Annotated in this window: 15 protein-coding genes; 11 read left to right on the top strand and 4 right to left on the bottom strand. The window is 72.6% G+C overall.

Features of this window, described 5'->3' with window-relative positions:
* Positions 1-59: 59 nt before the first annotated feature.
* On the bottom strand, positions 60-1,226 hold the full coding sequence (locus ACFC1T_RS12620; protein ID WP_375887153.1) for a serine hydrolase domain-containing protein: 1,167 nt from the start codon (positions 1,224-1,226) through the stop codon (positions 60-62).
* 251 nt (positions 1,227-1,477) lie between these two features.
* Positions 1,478-2,104 carry a TetR/AcrR family transcriptional regulator gene (locus ACFC1T_RS12625; RefSeq protein ID WP_375887155.1) on the bottom strand — a complete coding sequence of 209 codons (627 nt, stop codon included), beginning with the start codon at positions 2,102-2,104 and terminating at the stop codon, positions 1,478-1,480.
* A 297-nt stretch (positions 2,105-2,401) separates the two neighbouring features.
* Here ACFC1T_RS12625 and ACFC1T_RS12630 point away from each other — a divergent pair, with 297 nt between their 5' ends.
* Complete coding sequence (locus tag ACFC1T_RS12630; protein ID WP_375887157.1) at positions 2,402-2,902, top strand: PaaI family thioesterase; 501 nt, start codon at positions 2,402-2,404, stop codon at positions 2,900-2,902.
* A gap of 103 nt (positions 2,903-3,005) precedes the next feature.
* Here the strand turns inward: ACFC1T_RS12630 and ACFC1T_RS12635 are convergent, their stop codons facing one another.
* Together ACFC1T_RS12635 and ACFC1T_RS12640 are read right to left on the bottom strand one after the other, a co-directional pair.
* Complete coding sequence (locus ACFC1T_RS12635; RefSeq protein WP_375887159.1) at positions 3,006-3,587, bottom strand: TetR/AcrR family transcriptional regulator; 582 nt, start codon at positions 3,585-3,587, stop codon at positions 3,006-3,008.
* A 185-nt stretch (positions 3,588-3,772) separates the two neighbouring features.
* Positions 3,773-7,672 (bottom strand): type I polyketide synthase, encoded by a 3,900-nt coding sequence (locus ACFC1T_RS12640; RefSeq protein WP_375887162.1) that lies wholly within the window; start codon positions 7,670-7,672, stop codon positions 3,773-3,775.
* 290 nt (positions 7,673-7,962) lie between these two features.
* Here ACFC1T_RS12640 and ACFC1T_RS12645 point away from each other — a divergent pair, with 290 nt between their 5' ends.
* The 10 genes from ACFC1T_RS12645 (at position 7,963) to ACFC1T_RS12690 (ending at position 18,521) form a co-directional block, all read left to right on the top strand.
* Complete coding sequence (locus tag ACFC1T_RS12645; RefSeq protein ID WP_375887164.1) at positions 7,963-8,778, top strand: alpha/beta fold hydrolase; 816 nt, start codon at positions 7,963-7,965, stop codon at positions 8,776-8,778.
* 64 nt (positions 8,779-8,842) lie between these two features.
* The gene (locus ACFC1T_RS12650; protein ID WP_375887167.1) at positions 8,843-9,667 is read left to right on the top strand and encodes an oxidoreductase; all 825 of its coding nucleotides are present in this window, start codon (positions 8,843-8,845) and stop codon (positions 9,665-9,667) included.
* 29 nt (positions 9,668-9,696) lie between these two features.
* Complete coding sequence (locus tag ACFC1T_RS12655) at positions 9,697-10,941, top strand: MFS transporter (protein ID WP_375887169.1); 1,245 nt, start codon at positions 9,697-9,699, stop codon at positions 10,939-10,941.
* A gap of 225 nt (positions 10,942-11,166) precedes the next feature.
* Positions 11,167-11,649: a PPOX class F420-dependent oxidoreductase gene (locus tag ACFC1T_RS12660; protein WP_375887171.1), complete on the top strand. Its 483-nt coding sequence runs from the start codon at positions 11,167-11,169 to the stop codon at positions 11,647-11,649.
* Between the two features lie 34 nt (positions 11,650-11,683).
* Entirely contained in the window at positions 11,684-12,829 is a 1,146-nt protein-coding gene (locus tag ACFC1T_RS12665; RefSeq protein ID WP_375887173.1) for an FAD-dependent monooxygenase, read from the top strand.
* A 28-nt stretch (positions 12,830-12,857) separates the two neighbouring features.
* Positions 12,858-13,955: a phenazine biosynthesis protein gene (locus tag ACFC1T_RS12670; RefSeq protein ID WP_375887176.1), complete on the top strand. Its 1,098-nt coding sequence runs from the start codon at positions 12,858-12,860 to the stop codon at positions 13,953-13,955.
* Complete coding sequence (locus tag ACFC1T_RS12675; RefSeq protein WP_375887178.1) at positions 13,956-15,308, top strand: aldehyde dehydrogenase family protein; 1,353 nt, start codon at positions 13,956-13,958, stop codon at positions 15,306-15,308. It abuts the gene before it with no gap.
* A 41-nt stretch (positions 15,309-15,349) separates the two neighbouring features.
* On the top strand, positions 15,350-16,570 hold the full coding sequence (locus ACFC1T_RS12680; RefSeq protein ID WP_375887181.1) for an acyltransferase family protein: 1,221 nt from the start codon (positions 15,350-15,352) through the stop codon (positions 16,568-16,570).
* A 152-nt stretch (positions 16,571-16,722) separates the two neighbouring features.
* Positions 16,723-17,238 (top strand): hypothetical protein, encoded by a 516-nt coding sequence (locus ACFC1T_RS12685; protein ID WP_375887183.1) that lies wholly within the window; start codon positions 16,723-16,725, stop codon positions 17,236-17,238.
* A 50-nt stretch (positions 17,239-17,288) separates the two neighbouring features.
* Positions 17,289-18,521, top strand: a complete 1,233-nt coding sequence (locus tag ACFC1T_RS12690; RefSeq protein WP_375887185.1) for a 3-deoxy-7-phosphoheptulonate synthase — start codon at positions 17,289-17,291, stop codon at positions 18,519-18,521.
* The last annotated feature ends 84 nt before the right edge of the window (positions 18,522-18,605 follow it).

Raw genomic sequence — 18,605 nt, forward strand, 5'->3', positions numbered from 1 at the left:
ATGTGCTCGTTCACTGGGGAACTCCTCTGCCGAAGGGGGGAATTGCCGGGTGTGCGAGGTCAGCGGCAGAGGGCCGCGTCGACCGTGGCCTCGATGTGCTTCCCGGCCTCGTCGCCCGGGATCGCCGTCACCGCGATGTTGAAGGCGCGGCCGTCGTCGGTGACGCCCCCGGAGGTCCGGTAGCCGGGGATGGTGCCGCCGTGGCCCCAGACGAGGCCGCCGCAGGGGAGCGGCTTGCTCTGGAGGCCCAGGCCGTAGCGGACGCCCGGGCCGAGGAGTTCGGCGGGGACGGTGGTGCGCATCTGGGCGAGCTGGGCCGCGGGCAGGAGTCGGCCGCCGAGGAGTGCGGAGAAGAACGAGTTGAGGTCGGTGTTGGTGGAGACGATCGCCCCGGCCGCCCAACCCCAGGACGGGTCCAGCTCCGTGTAGTCGCGGAGCGAGCCGTCGGCCTCCCGGTTGTAGCCCTGGGGGTGGGCCTCGTGGACGGTGGTGTCGCCGGGGTTGGGGAAGTAGGTGTGGCGCAGGCCGATGCGGTCGATGACGCGCTTGGTGACCTCCTCGCCGAGCGGCCGCCCGGTGACCTTCTGGATGATCAGGCCGGCCAGCAGGTAGTTGGTGTTGCAGTACTCCCAGCTGGAGCCCGGGGCGAAGTGGGCCTTCTGGGCCAGGGCCGCGTCGAGGAGCTCGCGCGGTTCGTAGTACCGCTTCGGGCTGGTGAGGATGGCGCCCTTGTCCACGTACTCGGGCAGGCCGCTGGTGTGCTGGAGCAGCTGGCGGACGGTGATGGTGTGTCCGTCGATGCCGTCGCCGCGCACCAGGCCCGGGAGGTAGGTCTCGACGGGCTCGTCGAGGCCGACCTTGCCCTCGGCGACGAGTTGGAGGACGACGACGGCGGTGAAGGTCTTGGTGTTGCTGGCGGCGCGCACCTGGCCGTCGACGGGCGGCTTGGCGCCGGTGGCGAGGTTGCCGGTGCCCGCGGTGTAGGTGCGGGTGCGGCCGTCGCGGCCCTTGACGGAGGCGAGTGCGGCGGGCAGGCCGTCGTCCTTGACCAGCGAGTTCAGGCTCTGCTGGACGGTGTCCGGCCTGCCGCCCGCGAAGGCCGCGTTCGGTGCCAGTGCGCCGGCCGCCAGGACACCGGCGGCCACGGCGGTCACGACCGCCGCCGCCCGGTGCCGGCCGGGTCGGCGGGAGCGCTGGACGCGGCTGTGCGGTGTGTTCTCGTACACGGAGGAACCCCTCTGAACGGACCGTGCCGGTGATTTCCGGCCTGGGTCAAGAGGACCATTCAGAGGTGGGGGAGTTCGTCCGCGCCCAGGACGAGACCGAACCCGGGAGTCGGCTCCGGGAGGCGCCCCCGGGCAGGACCGTGCTCCTGGCCCGGGGCGGGGACCGGACCACCCGCCGCGATCGGCGGGGGTGGGCCGGCGGCGGTGGATCGGCGGCGGTGGATCAGCGGGGGCGGATCAGCCGGGACGGATCAGTGGGCGTCGGTGAGGATGCTGGGGAGGACCGTGTCCAGGACGCGCTGGAGTTCGAGCCTCAGGTCCGTACCCTTGAGGTCGTCGCGGCGCAGTCGGAACAGGGCGCCGAGGTAGGCGTCGCGCAGGAGGTGGCCGACCTGGAGGGGGTCGGTGCCGGGGCGGATCCGGCCCTTGGCGAGGCCGGTCCGGATCACGTCCGCGAACACCTCGGCGGTGTAGGGGTGTTCGGTGATCGGCAGGCCTGCCCGGACCCAGCACATCAGCATGACCTGGTTGAGTTCGGCCGGCTCCTCGTCGTTGATGTCGACGAGGGCCGTCATGCACCGTGCGAGGGCTCTACTGACGTCCACTTCCGCGAGCGCCTCCTGCTGGAGCTTGTCCTCCAGCCGCTCTCTGCGGCGGTTGCTCCAGGTGGTGATGAGCTCTTCCTTGTGCTGGAAGTGGTTGAAGAAGGTGCCCCGGGCGACGTCGGCGCGTTCGGTGATGTCGTCGATCGTGGTCTGCTCGAACCCCTTCTCGGCGAAGAGGCTCAGGGCGGCCGAGAAGATACGTTCCCTCATCCGCTGCTTGTTGCGCTCCCGGCGGCCCGTCGGGACAAGTGCGACGGAGGCTTCGTCGGCCATGCGTTCTCCTGTGGGGTGAGGGTGTCAGTTCCTGAGGTCCTGCTCCACGGGTGGGGAGCTCCTCGGTCACCGGTACGGCATCCGAACGAGCCCGCGGAGGGCTGGGTCGGCCCTTGCATAACTTATACTAGGATTTAAGTTTAGAGTCACATGCCAGGTTCATGTCGGTCGGGGCCGCGGCGCCGCACACTTTCTGACGGCGAGACGTCAATCACAGTGCAGCGATGGACAGATGGGGCAAACTACAGTCCTACGAGTGACCCTTTCCCGACCCCATCGCCGATCGGAGCCGCACCCATGGGTGAGCAGACCCAGACGCAGACCATGCCGCGCACGGCGGCGATCCCGCCTGAGGTCCTCAGCCGTTTCGCCGACGGCGGCGTGGACCTGGAGGCGATGTTCGCCTCCGGGCACCTCGGCAACCGCATGGGCATCGTGCTGGTCGAGGCCACCGCCGACCGGGTGGTGGCCACCATGCCGGTCGAGGGCAACACCCAGCCCTACGGCCTGCTGCACGGCGGCGCCTCGGCCGTCCTGGCGGAACACGTGGGCTCGATCGGTGCGACCCTCCACGCCGGCCCCGAACGGGTGGCGGTCGGGGTGGAGCTGAGCTGCACCCACCACCGGGGGATGCGCGAGGGAGTGGTCACCGGCACGGCGACCCCCGTCCACCGCGGCCGCAGCACGGCGACCTACGAGGTCGTCATCACCGACGACCAGGGCCGCCGGGTCTGCACCTCGCGGCTGACCTGCCTGATCCGGGACGTGGCCCCGCGCGGGACGGGCGCGTCGGACTGACGGTCCGTCACCTCGGATCCACCGACTTCGAAGGCGCCGCCCGGCGATCGGGCGGCGCCTTCGGCGTCGTGGGTGGGCCCATCGGTGAGTCGTGCGCAGACGGCTACCTCGCGCGGCCGGCGACGGGGCTGTCGTGGACGATGCTGGGCAGCAGGAAGTCCACGATGCTTTGCAGCTCCGCGGCCAGGCCGTCGTCCTTCAGGTCGCCGCGGCACCACCGGAACAGCGCGCCCAGGTAGGCGTCCCGCAGGAGGTACCCCACCTGCATCGGGTCCACGCCGGACCTGATCCTGCCCTCCGCCAGTCCGGCCCGGATCACGTCGGCGAACACCTCGGCCGTGCGCGGCGGTTCGGTGATCGGCAGGCCCGCCCGCACCCACGAGGTGAGCATGACCCGGTTGAACTCCGGCTCCTCCTCCTCGTTGATCTCGACGAGTGCCGTCATGCAGCGCCCGAGGGCGACGCACAGCTCGTCGTTCGAGGGCGTCCTCTGGCGCATCTTCTCCTCGAATCGCGATTGGCGCTGGCTGCTCCAGGTGGTGACGAGCTCTTCCTTGTGCTGGAAGTGGTTGAAGAACGTGCCGCGCGCGACGTCGGCGCGCTCCGTGATGTCGTCGACCTTCGTCTGCTCGAAGCCCTTCTCGGCGAAGAGGCTCAGGGCGGCGGAGAAGATTCGTTCCCTCATCCGCTGCTTGTTGCGTTCGCGGCGGCCCGTGGCAACGGGCGCAAGAGGGGGTTCAGCAGCATACATACGTTCTCCAGCGACAAGGGAGTGGACCTTGTAACCATCTGTAGCGCGGCCCGTACGGCCGGGCCCGGTCCTCCTCTGCGGAGTTATACCAGAAGTTAACTTTGATGCGTAGTATTCGTTTAAACCTCAGTCGATTCCAGTAGCCGATCGATGGTTTCCTGACCGAGCAGGCGCCCCACGGGCAGGTCGATGCCCATGGCGGTCCGGATGCGCTGCCGCAGCCGGACGGCGGTGATGGAGTCGAGGCCCAGCTCGCGCAACGGCCGTCGGCGGTCGATGCGTTCGGGGGTGGTGCCGAGCAGCGCCGCGGCGTGCGTCAGCACGGCCGCCTCGCGGTCGGCGGCCGGCGCGGGGGCAGGAACGGTGGCGGGGACGGAGGCGGCCTCAGCTGCCGATGCGGTCGCGGGCGCGTGCCCGGGCCCGGCCTCCGGTGCCACCGTGCCGGTCAGCCGCAGGAGTTGGACCCCGTGCAGCTCCGCCAGCACGTGGTCCCCGTCGTCCGTGTGCAGCACGACGTCCGCGCGGACGACGGAGTCGCCGGACGCCGTGCCCTCCGCCACCGGCCGGAGCGCGGCCGAGCTCCACACCGGCTTCGCCAGGGCGGTCGCGTCACCGTGCACCGTCACGGCGTCGATGCCGACGGCCAGGTAGCTGTGGCTCGTGCCGTCCGGCCCGCCGCGGGGCAGCACGGCGAGCAGCGGCTGCAGCGGCACCTCCCAGGCCGCGGGGTGCCCGGGGGCCGGCAGGTGCATCCGGGCCACCGCGAGGCCCGGGCGCCGCCAGAGCCGGCGGACGCCCGCGAGTTCGTCGGGGACGTCGTAGCCGTACCCCCGGACCTCGTCGTAGAAGTCCGGCCCGGGCAGGTACTCGCCGCACTGCGCCAGCAGCGCGTCCAGGCTCCGGGGCGAGGCGCCGCCCCCGGGCGGGGAGGAGGTGACGCGGGCCGTCAGGCAGGTCAGGGCCGGTTCGCCGGCCGATCCCGGGCCGACGACCTGGACGGTCGCGAGGTGGTCGGCGCCCTCGGGCCGCAGCCGGACCCGCAGGGTGGCGCCGAGTGCCTGTCTGCGGTCGACCAGCTCCCCGGTCAGGGTGACGTCCACGAGGCGGTGCTGCCCGCCGAGTTCGGAGCGCGCCGCGCTCAGCACGGCGTCGACGTACAGCATCGGCGGGACGACGGCCGTGCCGCGGAACGACACCCCCAACGCCTCGATGTCCAGCGGCCGTTCGTAGGTGAAGCCGGTGGCCGCCGGGAGGGCGGCCGGGTCCCGCAGGTGCTCGTCGTCCCAGGGGTAGCGGGGCAGCGGCACGGGGCGGACCGCGCCCCGGAACCACCGGGTGAAGTCGAGGCCGGCGCCCGCGGCGTGCAGACGGCCGGCCGCGCGGGCGAGTTCGGCTCCCTCGTGCTCCCTGCGGCGCAGCGAGGCGACGGTGAAGGCCGGGGCGCCGAGCGCCTCCAGGGTCTCCTCCACGGCCGAGGTCAGCAGCGGGTGCGGGCTGATCTCCAGGAAGACGCTCTCGTCCTGCTTCGCCAGCCGCGCCACGGCACCGGCGAACCGCACCGGGCGGCGCAGGTTGTCCATCCAGTACCCGGCGTCGAGGGCCGTCCCGGGGACGGGCTCGGCGCGCACGGTGGAGTACAGCGGCAGCGAGGTGCCGCGCGGGGCGAGGTCGGCGAGGGCGTCGAGCAGTTCGGACCGCAGCGGGTCCATGTCGGGGGAGTGGGAGGCCACGCTGACGTTGACGAACCGGGCCAGCCGGCCGCGCTCCGTCAGGCCCTCGGCGAGCCTGGCGAGGCGCTCCGGATCCCCGGCGAGGACGGTGGAGTGCGGCGAGTTCTCCACCGCGACGCACAGCGCGTCGGGGTAGCGGGCGGCGATCCGCTCGGCCTCGTCCGGGGACAGGTCGGTGGCCAGCATCCGCCCCCGGCCGCCGAGTCGGGCCATCAACCGGCTGCGGCGGCAGATGACGGCGGCGGCGTCGCGCACCGACAGGGCGCCGGTGATCACGGCGGCGGCCGCCTCGCCCATGCTGTGCCCGACGCACGCGGACGGGCTGACACCGAGGTCCTGCCAGAGGGCGGCCAGCGACACCTCCATCGCCCACAGGGCCGGCTGGACGACGTCGATGTCGGTGGGGAACTCCTCCTGCTCGCGGTTCAGCAACTCGACCACGGACCAGCCCAGTTCGGCCCGAACCGCCGCGTCGCACTCGGCCATGCGCTCGCGGAAGGCGGGGAAGTCCGCCAGCAGCCGGCGCCCCATGCCCGGCCACTGCGCGCCCTGCCCGGGCAGGACGAACACCGTCCGCCGCTGCGGGCCGAAGCCGGCCTCGCCGCGTCCGCCGTCGGCGATCTCCTCGCCGGCCGCCAGTGCCTCCAGCCGGTCGGCGAGCTGCTCGTGGCTGTCGCCGATCGCCCACATCCGGTACGGGTGGTGGTCGCGGCGCAGCGCGGCCGCGGCGCAGACGTCGCGCAGGGGCTCCCGGTGGCCAGCGCCGCCGGGTCGCAGGTGGCGGGCGTAGGCGGTCGCGAGCCGTTCCAGGGACCGCTGCGAGCGGGCGCTGAACACCAGCAGTTCGGGGCGCCCGTCCGTCGCGGCGTCCGTCGCGGCGTCCGTCGAGGTGGCCGCTCCGGTGTCCGTCGCGGCGTCCGCACCGGAGGCCGAGGCGACCGAAGCGGCCGAAGCGGCAGAGGCGTCCGCCGCGGCGGCCTCGGCGGGGTAAGGGCTCAGGACGACATGGGCGTTGGTCCCCGACAGGCCGAAGGAGCTGACCCCGAGGTAGGTGTCGTCGCCGTCCCCGAGGGGTTCGTTCTCGGTGACCACGCGGACCGGGGAGTCCGGGGCGGCGATCAGCGGGTGCGGACTGTTCAGGTGGAGCGAGGCCGGGATGACGCCGTGGCGGGCGATCAGGACGGTCTTGATCAGCCCCGCCATGCCGGCGGCCGCCTCGGCGTGGCCGATGTTGCTCTTCACCGAGCCGGTCCGCAGCGGTCGCCCCGGGGCGCGGGCCGGGCCGGCCGCCGCGGCCAGCGCGGACAGTTCCACCGTGTCGCCGACGGCGGTGCCGGTGCCGTGCGCCTCCACGTAGCCGAGGCGGGCCGGGGATATCCCGGCGCTGCGGCAGGCCTCGCGGACCATCTCGACCTGGCCCGGGACGGAGGGCTTGACCAGCAGTCCGCTGCTGCGCCCGTCGTTGTTCACCGCGCTGCCGGCCAGCACCGCCAGGACCGGGTCGCCGTCGCGCCGGGCGTCCGCGAGGCGCTTGAGCAGCACCACGCCGACGCCGTCGCTGCGCACGAAGCCGTCGGCGTCGGCGTCGCCGAAGGCGCAGTGCCCCTCCGGCGAGAGCATGCCCGCCTGCGAGTAGGCGACGGCGTCCCGGGGGGAGAGGACGATGTTGGCGCCGCCGACGACGGCGAGGTCGCTCTCCCCGGTGAGCAGGCTCTGCCGGGCCATGTGCACCGCGACCAGGGAGGAGGAGCAGGCGGTGTCCAGCACGATGCTGGGGCCGCGCAGGTCCAGCGCGTACGAGATGCGCCCGGAGGCCATCGAGCGCAGCTGGCTGCCGACGGTGCGCCAGATGTCCTGGTCGGTCAGCGGCCGGTGCTCGTCGCCGTACTCGGCGGTGGCCTGGCCGACGAAGACGCCGGTCCGGCTGCCGGCCAGGGCGGAGGGGCGGATGCCGGCGTCCTCCAGCGCCTCCCAGACGACCTGGAGCAGGACGCGGTGCTGGGGGTCGATGGCGCGGGCCTCGGCGGGCGAGATGCCGAAGAAGCCGGGGTCGAAGGCGAAGGGGTCGTCGATGAACCCGCCCTTCGCGGAGATGGACTTGCCCGGGGTGGCCGGGTCGGGGGAGTGGTGGGCGGCCGCGTCGTACCTGTCGCCGGGAATCGCCGTGACGCTGTCGGCATTGCCGATCAGGTGCTCCCAGAACTCGTCGGCGTTCGAGGCGCCGGGGAACCTGCATCCCAGGCCGATGACGGCGATCGAGCGGTCGGACGCTACTTCGGGCTGATCCATGGGGCGTACCTGCCTTCATGTACGAGCGAAGCATCGGTGCTACAGAAGTGATAGTCGTTCAATCATTGATGCAAGGTCAAGATTGAACCCGCGCCGCCTAGTTGCATCGCTGGCCACCGAATGGGCCCCTCACCTGCGCCGCTCCGCCGTCGGGCGGTCGCGCGGCGCCTCCGGGTGTGGTCCAGATCGCTCGCTTACTTGGCTTTCAGTAAAAAGTGATACTTGCATCCAACCTCGACTCGTGGTCCCATCTTGTCCGGTAGTCGACCAATCCTGAGGAGGCACCTGACATGCCGAGCACGGGGATACGGATCAGCGGCGGCGACGCCGAGGTGGCGTACAGCATCGAAGGCAGCGGGCCGGCCCTGGTCCTGGTGCACGGCACCGGAACCCGAGGAGCCGCCTGGGCCCAGCAGGTCGAGGAGCTGAAGGGGAAGTTCACCGTCGTCACCCCGGACCTGTCCGGCTCCGGTGACACGGTCGACCACGGCGGGCCGCTGACCCTGGGCGACCTGGTCGCGGAGGTGCTGGCGGTGGCCGACCACGCCGGCCTGGACACCTTCCACCTCGCCGGCCACTCCCTCGGCGCCGTGGTGGCGCTGCGCCTCGCGGCCGAGCACCCCGAGCGGGTGCGCTCGGTCGTCTCGCACGCCGGCTGGGCGTACACCGACGAGCGGATGACGGCCGACTTCCGCTACTCGCTCGACCTGCTGCGCACCGACGCGGAGTTGGGCACCGCGCTGGTCCCGCAGATGTTCCCGCTGGCCACCCTCGGCCCCCGCTACTGGGAAGCGACGAACGAGGCGGAGCACGGGAAGCTCGTCCGGCAGATCGCCGACAACTTCCAGCCCGGCACCGCGCGGCAGTTCGAGGTCGGCCTCACCGTCGACCTGCGTCCGCTGCTCGGCGCCGTCGTCGCGCCGGCGCTGGTGTTCGCCAGCGTGCACGACCGCGTCTGCGGAGCCAACCAGCAGCTGCTGCTGCGCGAGGGCATACCCGGTGCCGTCTACGCGGAGATCGAGACCGGCCACAACGCGCTGGCGGAGGACCCCGAGGGGTTCGCCGCGGTGCTCGGCCCGTTCCTCGCGCAGCACACCGGCACCTGAGAACCACACCCGCTGGTCCCGGCCCGTCGGGCCGCCGCAACACACCGATAGTTGGAGGAAGTTCATGTCCGTTTGGCTGATCACCGGCAGCTCCCGTGGCCTCGGCCTGCACATCGCCCGGGAGGCGCTGGCCAGCGGTCACCGGGTCGTCGCGACGGCGCGCGACACGGAGGTCGTGCGTGCGGCGCTCGGCGACGCCGGCGGCGAGGTGCTGTACCTGCCGCTCGACGTGACCGACGAGCAGCAGGCGCAGGAGGTCGCGCGGGCCGCGTACGAGCGCTTCGGCCGGATCGACGTCCTGGTGAACAACGCCGGCCGGGGGCTGCTCGGCGCCGTCGAGGAGGCCTCGGACGCCGAGGCGCGCGCGGTCTACGACATCAACGTCTTCGGCCTGCTCGCCGTCACCCGGGCGGTGCTGCCGTACATGCGCCGGGAGCGGTCCGGCCGGATCCTCAACATCAGCTCCGTCGGCGGGTTCACGGCCGGCTCGGGCTGGGGCATCTACAACAGCACCAAGTTCGCCGTCGAGGGCCTCAGCGAGGCCCTGCGGGCCGACCTCGCCCCGCTCGGCATCCACGTCACGATCATCGAGCCCGGGGTCTTCCGCACCGACTTCCTGGACGCCTCCTCGCTGCACAGCACCACCCCGATCGACGACTACGCGCAGACCGTCGGCAAGACCCGCGACTGGGCGGTGGACAACAACCACCAGCAGCCCGGCGACCCGGTCAAGGCCGCCCGCGCGATCGTCACCGTGGCCGCGTCGGACGCGCCCCCGGTGCGCCTGCCGCTCGGCGCGGACTGCGTCGCCCGGGTCGAGAGCAAGCTCGAGACCGTCGCCAAGGAGCTCGACACCTGGCGGGAGCTCGCGCTGGACACCGCCATCTGATCAACCGTCTCCGGAGAAGGAGGACCCCGATGAGCTCGGCGAGTTCGGCGGGGCGGGTGGACCCTCGGGTCTGGCTGCTCGCGCTGGGAACGTTCGCAACCGGTACCGACCTGTTCATCGTCGCCGGCCTGCTGCCGGCGGTGGGGCGGGACCTGCACCTCTCGACGGCACTCGCGGGCCAGACGTCCACCGCGTTCGCCGCCACCTACGCGGTGGGAGCGCCGATCCTGGCCGGGCTCACCGCCAAGTTCCGGCGCAAGCCGCTGCTCATCGGGGTCATGCTCGTCTTCGGACTCGGCAACCTCCTGTCGGCCGTCTCGGCCAACTTCACCGTGCTGCTGATCAGCCGGGTGATCACCGGCGCGGGCGCCGCCCTGTACTCGGCCAACGCCTCCGCGGTGGCCGCCCGGATCAGCCCGCCCGAGGTGCGCGGCCGGGCGCTGGCCATCGTCTACGCGGGCATGACCAGCGCCATCGCCTTCGGGGTGCCGATCGGCAACTGGATCGGCGAACTCTCCTCCTGGCGCTGGGCGTTCGGCCTGGTCGCGGTGCTCGCGGCCGTGACCGTGGCCGGCATCCAGTTCTTCCTGCCGGACGTGCCCACCGGCCCCGGCGCCACCGTCCGGGAGCGGATGGCCGCGATCCGGATCCCGCAGGCCCCCACGCACCTGCTGGTGACGGCGCTGTGGACCGCGGGCACGTTCACCGTCTACACCTACCTCGGCTCCATCCTGGAGCAGGTCACCGGGCTGTCGGCCGGCCAGCAGTCATGGGTCCTGCTGCTCTTCGGCGTCGGCAGCTTCGGCGGGGTCTTCGTCGGGGGCCGGCTGGCCGACCGCTTCGGCTCGGTCGTCGGCCTCTCGATCACCATCACCGCGCTGGGCCTCTGGCTGGTGGTGCTCACCCCGACCCTCCAGTGGCCGCTGGTCGCGGCGCTCGCCGTCGGCGTGTGGGGCCTGGTGCACTGGCCCAGCTTCCCGCTGCTGCTGCACCGGGCCCTGGGCATCGGCGGGGACCGCGGCGACATGCTCCTGGCGCTGAACAACAGCGCCGTCTACGTGGGCCAGATGACCGCCGCCGCCGTCGGCGGACTGCTCGCCGACGCGGACATGCTCCGCTGGAACCCCCTGGCCGGGGCCGGCTTCGAGCTGCTGGCCGGCCTCGCCCTCGTCGTCAGCGTGGGAGCGCTGCGCCGCAACCGCAACCGCAAGCGCCCGCAGCCGGTGGCCGCGCCCACGGACGCGGAGGAGTCCAGCCCCGCGCTGCGGGGCTGAACCGCGCCGCGCGGCACCGTCCACGGCCGTACCGCCGTACCGCCGTACCGCCGTACCGCCGTACCGCCGTACCGCCGTACCGCCGTACCGCCGTACCGCCGTACACCGCCGTCCATCACCTCCAGTACCTCCAGCACCGTCCACCGCCGTACCACCGGCGGCCGGGCACCGACGAAGGAAGCGCGTCCCGAACGAAGGAACCCCATCCCGCAGGAAGGACACAGCATGTCTTCTCACCAGGAGATGGAAGTCGAGACGGGTCACCGCCTCGCCCCGGAGGTCCGCGCCCTCGCGGACGGACCCAACTTCGCCGCCCTGACCACCCTGATGCGCGACGGAACCCCGCAGACCCAGGTCGTCTGGGTCTCCACCCGGGGTGAGTACCTCGCCCTCAACAGCGAGGTGGGGCGGCAGAAGGTGCGCAACCTGCGCCGCGACCCGCGGGCCACCGTCACCATCTGGCAGCAGGACGACCCGCTGAACTTCGCCGAGATCCGCGGCCGGGTGGTCGAGGAGGTCCTCGGCACCGAGGCCCGCGAGCACATCGACGAGCTGTCCCGCAAGTACCTGGGCGGCCCCTTCGCCGAGGAGTTCATCGCCTCGGACCGCGTGCTGCTGCTCGTCGCCCCCGACCGGCAGCTCGTCCGCGACCACGCGCGCTGGGTGGCGGGCCTGCCCCAGCCCCAGCAACAGCAACAGCACCAGTGACCGCTAACCGTCCACCCATGCGTGAGGAGTCACAGTGAAGCGCCGCATCCTGATCATCGGAGGGGGCATCGGCGGTCTCGCCGCCGGAGCCGCACTCGGACAGCAGGGCATCGACACCACCGTCGTCGAGATCCAGTCGGAGAACCTCGTCGCCGGCGTCGGCATCAACATCCCGGGCAACGCGCTGCGGGCCCTGAGGCAGCTCGGCCTGCTCGACGAGGTCCTCGGCCACGGCTTCACCTTCGACCGCGTCGACTTCCACGACTCCGCCTCCCGGTTGCTGCTCGCGCTGCGGTCGAAGCTCGGGGTCGACGGCGTGCCCGCCAACTGCGCCATCCAGCGCAAGGACCTGGCCCGGATCCTGGAGAAGGCCTGCGTCGACGTGGGCACGGTGATCCGCTACGGCACCTCGGTGGAGAAGATGAGCACCACCGCCGACGGCGGGGTCGAGACCGTCCTCACCGACGGCAGCACCGAGCACTACGACCTGGTGGTCGCGTTCGACGGGATCCGCTCCTCCTTCCGCAAGGCGGCCCTCGGCATCGAGCCCCGGTTCACCGGCTACTCGGTGTGGCGGGTGGCCCTCGAACGGCACCCCGAGGTCACCCGGAACATGTACTTCCAGGGCATGGGCACCAAGGCAGGGCTCTTCCCGCTCAATACGGATGTCATGTACCTGCTGCACGTGACGCCCGAGCCGGGCAACCCGCGCCACGCGCGGGAGGACTTCCACGGCCACCTCACCCAGCGGCTGGCCGGCTACACCGGCCTGATCGGCGAACTGCGCGACCGCATCAAGCCGGACGACGACATCGTGTACGCGCCGATCGAGGAGGTGCTCCTCCCGCTGCCCTGGTACCAGGACGGGCTGCTGCTGCTCGGCGACGCCGCCCACGCGATGGCGCCGCACCGCACCCAGGGCGCGGCCATGGCCATCGAGGACGCCGCCGTGCTCGGCGAGACGCTCGGCCGGGACGGCGACCTGCGCGAGCTGCTGGCCGAGTTCCAGGACCGCCGCTTCGTCCGCGCCAAGATCGCCCAGGACGCCTCCCGCAACATCCTCCTGTCCGAGATGAACACCACCGACCAGGCGTCCCTGGACCGGCAGCTCGACTTCATCCGGAACGGCCTGGAAGCCGTCGCCCACCAGGTGGACGACGCGCTCAACCAGCCGATCTGACGCCGCACCGCTCCGAAGGGACGAACGCGTGACCAGCACCCCCGCCCCCCTGCCCGACCCGCACCGCCCACCCCTCGGGGCGGCCGACTTCGACGCCCACGTCCGCGCCCTGATGGCCTGGCACTTCGACGACCGCACCGGCTCGCCGTTCTGGCTCGCCCGCCGCGCGGACCTGGGCTTCGACCCGCGCACCGATGTCGCCGGCGCGGCCGACCTGCTCCGCTTCCCCGACGTCAGCCGCGAACTGCGCACCGTCCCGGCGGCCGACCTGATACCCCGGGGCGCCGCACCGGGCCAGGTCTTCCGGGTCTACGAGTCCGGCGGCACCACCGGCGCCCCCAAGCGGATCGTCGACGGCAACTACCGCTCCCGGGTGGGCGCCTGGACCAGGCGGCTGCTGACCGAGCACGGCGTGCCCGCGACCGGCGACTGGCTGCACCTGGGCCCCACCGGCCCGCACGTGGTGGCCTTCGACACCTCCCGCTACGCCGAGCCCGCCGGCGGCCTGTGCTACACCGTCGACCTCGACCCGCGCTGGGTCAAGCGCCTGCTCGGCTCCGGCCGGCAGCAGGAGGCCGACGACTACATCGACCACCTCCTCGACCAGGCCCGCGAGGTCCTGCTGAGCCAGCCGGTGCGGGTGCTGAGCACCACGCCCCCGCTGATCGAGGCCATCTGCGCCCGGCCGGAGCTGCACGAACTGGTGGCCTCCCGGGTCGGGGCGATCATCTGGGCCGGCACCTCGTTCAGCCCGGAGAGCCTGCGCGTGGTGCGGGAGGACTTCTTCCCCGACGCCCGCCTGGTGGGGATCTACGGGAACAGCCTGATGGGCGTGGCCCCGCAGCGGGTCCGGACGCCCGAGGACGTCCACGCCTGCGTCTTCGAGCCCTTCGCCGAGACCACCCGCCTGGACCTGGTGGACGAGGACGGCGAGCCGGTCGGCTACGGCGAGCGCGGCCGGGTCAGACTGCACCTGGTCAGCGAGGAGATGTTCCTGCCCAACGTGCTCGAACGGGACACCGCCGTGCGGGTCCGGCCGACCTCGGACGGCGGCGTCGACGGTCTCGCGGAGGTGACCAGCGTGGCGACCTTCGAGGACGCCGACGTCGTCGAGGGGGTGTACTGAGTGCTCGTCATCGACCCGCTGGTCGCCGGTGAGCACCGGCCGAGCGCCGACCGCACCGTCCTGACCGACGTGCACGGCGAACCGCTCGCGGACGTCGGCCTCGCCCCCCGGCTCGCCGCCCAGGCCGCCGTCAACCGGCTGCGCCGCGACGCCGACGGCCTCCCCCCCGAGCCGGAGGTGTTCCGCACGGCCGCGCGGCTGTTCGCCACCGCCGAACTGGACGGCGAGAGCGCCGACGCGTACGTGCGCCACACCGTGCGCGGCACCGGCCTCGCCTCCACCACCGTCCGGCGCGGCCTGGCGGACATGGCCGCCGAGATCGAGGAGCTGCCCGCCACCACCGCGGCGGAGCTGCCCGCCGCCCGGCTGACGCCGACCCACCGCGTCCACCGGGCGCCGGCGGGCCGGCTCTTCACCGCCGTGATGGCCAGCAACCACCCGCTGCCGCACGCCACTTGGGTGCAGCCGCTGCACCACGGCTACAGCGTCGTCGTGCGGCCCGGCAGCCGCGACCCGTTCACCCCGCGCCGGCTGGCCGCCGCCCTGCTGGCGGCCGGGCTGGCGCCGGAGAAGCTGGCCCTGCTGCCCAGCCCGCACGCCGTCGGCTCGTTCCTGCTGAACGCCGCCGACCGCGGCATCATCTACGGCAACGAGCAGGCGGTGAGCGACTGGAGCGACCGCGCCCGGGTCGCCACCCGCGGCCCGGGGCGCTCCCGGGCCCTGCTCGACCTGCCGCTGACCGACGCCCTGCTGGACCACCTGGCCACCAGCGCGGCCTTCGACGGCGGCACCCGCTGCACCAACCTCTCGGCCATCCTGACCAGCAACGACGTCCACGACACCGCGGCCGCCCTGGCCGGACGGCTGGCGCACCTGCCGGTGCTGCCCGCCGCCGACCCGGAGAGCGTGCTGCTCGTCGTCGGGCGCGAGCGCGCCGACGGGCTGCGCCGGCAGATGGCCAAGCTGGCCACCGAACTCACCGACCACAGCACGCCGTTGTACGGTGAGGACTTCCTGGTCGACCTCGGCGACGGCTCCTTCCTGCCGCGCCCCGTGGTCCTCGCCGCCGACCGCGCGGACCACCCGGCCGTCGGCACCGAGCTGGCCTTCCCGTTCGTCGTGGTCGCCCCCTGGAGCCCGGCCGACGGCGTCGCCCCGCTGCGGCCCTCGCTGGTGCTCAACCTGCTGACCGAGAACGCCGCGATCACCGGACAGGCGCTGCTCGACCCGGCCGTCCGGAAGATCACCGACGGCGCCGTCCTCCCCTGGGAGCTGGTGCCGGGCATGCCGCACGACGGCAACTACACCGAGTTCCTGCTGGACGCCAAGGGCGTAGTCACACCGGCCGGGTGACCCGGCCGCCGTCCCCCACCCCACCGTCGGGAGTCTTCACCATGTCCAGTCCGACCGGGACACCCGTGCCCGCGTCCGCGCGCTTCGCACGGCTGCCCTCCCTGACCGGCATGCGGTTCTTCGCCGCGTTCATGGTCTTCCTCTTCCACTCGACCCTGCCGCCGTACACGCCGTTCACGGGCGGCACCGCCGTATCCGTCACGCACGCCGTCAGCAAGGCGGGCTGGCTGGGCGTCGGGTTCTTCTTCGTCCTCAGCGGCTTCGTGCTGACCTGGTCGGCCCGCCCGGGGGACAGGCCCCGGCAGTTCTGGCGGCGCCGGTTCATGAAGATCTACCCGAACCACGTGGTGACCTTCTTCATCGCGCTGGCGCTGTTCGCCTACATGAAGGCCACCTGGACGGCGGGGATCTCCAACCTCTTCCTGCTGCACACCTGGATCCCGGACGCCAAGGTCTTCCAGAGCATCAACCCGCCCGCCTGGTCGCTCTCCGTCGAGGCCGTCTTCTACCTGTGCTTCCCGCTGCTGCACCGGGCGATCCAGCGGATCCGGCCGGAGCGGCTGTGGCTGTGGGTGGGCATCCTGGCCGCCGCCGTGGTCGCCGTCCCCGCCGTCGCGTACGCGGTCCTGCCGGACTCCCCGGCCATGCCGCTGAAGTTCGAGGCCTCGGTGTGGCAGTACTGGTTCGTGTGGCAGCTGCCGCCGTTCCGGATCCTGGAGTTCGCGGTGGGCATCCTGATGGCCCGGATCGTCATGACCGGCCGCTGGATCAAGTTCCCGGTCCTGCCGGCGCTGGCGCTGGTCGCCGTCGCCTACGTGGTCGAGCTGAAGTGGGTGCCGTGGCTGTACGCGATGAGCGCGGTGACGCTGATCCCGGTCGCCCTGCTGATCGCCGCGATGGCCAGCACCGACATCGCGGGCCGGCCCTCGTTCCTGCGCAAGCGGGTCTTCGTCTGGCTCGGTGAGGTCTCGTTCGCCTTCTACCTGGTCCACGACATCACCGTGCACGTCTTCGTCGACCGCTTCGGCCTCAGCGCGTCGCACAGCGCCCCGGTCGCGGCCGGGATCCTCGCCAGTGAAGTGCTGATCAGCGTCTTCTTCTCCTGGCTGCTGTTCATCGGCGTCGAGCAGCCGCTGATGAAGCGCTTCGCGCGCAGCCGTCCGGCGCAGCCGAGCGGCGCCGCGGGCGGTGCCGGCGGTGCCGGCGGTGCCGGCAGCGCCGAGCCCGACGGCCGGCCGGCCGAAGCGGTGCGGACGCACTGACGTCCGCGCCACCCCCCTGAACCGGGGTGGTCGCGCCACGCCCCCCGGCGCGGCCACCCCCTCCCTTCCCCGCCCTTCCCTTCCCCTCGCACCGGCGCGACCGCAGGACGCTCCCCCCTCCGGCAGACCGACAACAGCCCAGGAGACCGATGATGAGCCCCCTCCAGCCGACCGCCGAACTGAGCGCCAGCACCCGGATGCTGCTGGCCTGCGACGGTTCCACCACCCTGCTCCTGCAAGCCCTCACCGGCCACGACCTGTCGATCCGGGTCGACGCCCAGGGCGACACCCCGGCCGGCCGCCTCCCGGACGGCATCCGCTCCGCGCTCGGACTCGCGGACACCGCCGTCGTCCTGGAGCGCCGCTCCTGCCTGGTGACCCCCGAGCAGGAGGTGGTCAGCATCAACCGGGTGGTGTTCGACGGGGCCGCCCGCAGCCGGATGGGCGTGCCCGACGCGCTGACCCCGATCGGCCTCCAGCTCCGCGACCAGCAGGTGCACCAGCACCGCGAACAGCTGTCCACCGGACTCATGCGCTGGCGGGACAGCCTCACCGAGCAGTGGGTGGACTCCGCCTTCAAGGAGTACGTCATCCACTACGCCGCCGGCGGACAGGCCTACGTGCACGAGCAGTTCAACCCGCACATGGTCCAGCTCACGAACGACTAGGCCAGCACCGTCACCGCCTGATCGTGCTTCACCACAGCGAAGGAACTGTCATGCCCCAGGCTCTCGCGACCGCCGAACAGGCGGCCCGCACCCCGCACTCGCACGCCGGAGACCAGACCGGCTGGCGCTTCTACCGGGCGGCCCAGCAGCCGTCCTGGGCCGATCCGGCCCGGCGCGACGAGGTCTGCGCCGACCTCTCCGGCCGTCCCGTCCTCACCCGGCTGCCCGACCTGCTCCAGCTGCGCCGCGAACTGGCCGGCGTCGCGGCCGGCGACGCCCACGTGCTCCAGGCCGGCGACTGCGCGGAGGACTTCGCGGAGTGCACGGCCGAGCACGCGGTCCGCAAGGAGCGCGCCCTCGTGCGCCTCGCCGACACCGTCGCGGTCTCGACCGGGATCCCGGTCGTCCGGATCGGCCGGATCGCGGGCCAGTTCGCCAAGCCCCGGTCCGCGCCCACCGAGGACGTCGACGGCCGCCCGCTGCCGGCCTTCCGGGGCCACATCGTCAACTCCGAGGCCCCGGACGCGGCGGCCCGCAGACACGACCCCGAGCGCATGCTGCGCGCCTACCGGGCCGCCAAGACGGTGGCCGACGCCATCGAGGGGCGGCACGACCGCAGTCCGGCGATCGGACGGCGCACCTGGATCAGCCACGAAGCCCTGGTGATGGACTACGAGACGGCCCTGGTGCGGTTCGACGAGTCCGCGGGCGGCTGGTTCCTGGGCTCCACCCACCTCCCGTGGATCGGCGAGCGCACCCGGCACAGCGAGGGCGCGCACGTGCGCCTGCTGGCCGACGTGATGAACCCGGTGGCCTGCAAGGTGAGCGGCAAGGCCGAGGTGCAGGACCTGCTCGACGTGGTCGGGCGCCTCGACCCCGAGCGCGAGCCCGGCCGGCTGACGCTGATCTCCCGGTTCGGCAAGGACGACGTGCGCACCCGCCTGCCGGCCCTCGCCCAGGCCGTCAAGAACGCCGGCCACCCCGTCGTCTGGCTCTGCGACCCGATGCACGGCAACACCTACAAGGCCTCGAACGGCATCAAGACCCGGCGCCTGGACGACGTCTGCGACGAGATCCGCGGCTTCGTCTCCGCCCTGCGCAGCGTCGGGATCCGCCCCGGCGGCCTGCACCTGGAGACCGCCGCCGACGACGTCACCGAGTGCGTCGGCGCCGACGTGCCGGACGAGGCGGCCCTGACGGCGCGCTACACCAGCCTCTGCGACCCCCGGCTCAACCCGGTGCAGGCGTCCCTGGCCGTCGACGCCTTCCTGTCGGCCCTGTAGCGAGGAGGACTCCCATCGACTTCGACGGCGGGCACCCGCCCTTCTGCGTACTCCTCGGCCCCGACTACTCGGGCAAGTCCTCGG

The sequence above is a fragment of the Kitasatospora sp. NPDC056076 genome, from assembly GCF_042266305.1.
Classification (GTDB): domain Bacteria; phylum Actinomycetota; class Actinomycetes; order Streptomycetales; family Streptomycetaceae; genus Kitasatospora.

What these genes read in the sequence shown, in the direction of transcription:
- ACFC1T_RS12630 (WP_375887157.1), top strand. Translation starts at nt 2,402, where the DNA reads ATGGGTGAGCAGACCCAGACGCAGACCATGCCGCGCACGGCGGCGATC.
- ACFC1T_RS12660 (WP_375887171.1), top strand. Translation starts at nt 11,167, where the DNA reads ATGTCTTCTCACCAGGAGATGGAAGTCGAGACGGGTCACCGCCTCGCC.
- ACFC1T_RS12680 (WP_375887181.1), top strand. Translation starts at nt 15,350, where the DNA reads ATGTCCAGTCCGACCGGGACACCCGTGCCCGCGTCCGCGCGCTTCGCA.
- ACFC1T_RS12640 (WP_375887162.1), bottom strand. Translation starts at nt 7,672, where the DNA reads ATGGATCAGCCCGAAGTAGCGTCCGACCGCTCGATCGCCGTCATCGGC.
- ACFC1T_RS12685 (WP_375887183.1), top strand. Translation starts at nt 16,723, where the DNA reads ATGAGCCCCCTCCAGCCGACCGCCGAACTGAGCGCCAGCACCCGGATG.
- ACFC1T_RS12655 (WP_375887169.1), top strand. Translation starts at nt 9,697, where the DNA reads ATGAGCTCGGCGAGTTCGGCGGGGCGGGTGGACCCTCGGGTCTGGCTG.
- ACFC1T_RS12645 (WP_375887164.1), top strand. Translation starts at nt 7,963, where the DNA reads ATGCCGAGCACGGGGATACGGATCAGCGGCGGCGACGCCGAGGTGGCG.
- ACFC1T_RS12625 (WP_375887155.1), bottom strand. Translation starts at nt 2,104, where the DNA reads ATGGCCGACGAAGCCTCCGTCGCACTTGTCCCGACGGGCCGCCGGGAG.
- ACFC1T_RS12635 (WP_375887159.1), bottom strand. Translation starts at nt 3,587, where the DNA reads ATGAGGGAACGAATCTTCTCCGCCGCCCTGAGCCTCTTCGCCGAGAAG.
- ACFC1T_RS12690 (WP_375887185.1), top strand. Translation starts at nt 17,289, where the DNA reads ATGCCCCAGGCTCTCGCGACCGCCGAACAGGCGGCCCGCACCCCGCAC.
- ACFC1T_RS12650 (WP_375887167.1), top strand. Translation starts at nt 8,843, where the DNA reads ATGTCCGTTTGGCTGATCACCGGCAGCTCCCGTGGCCTCGGCCTGCAC.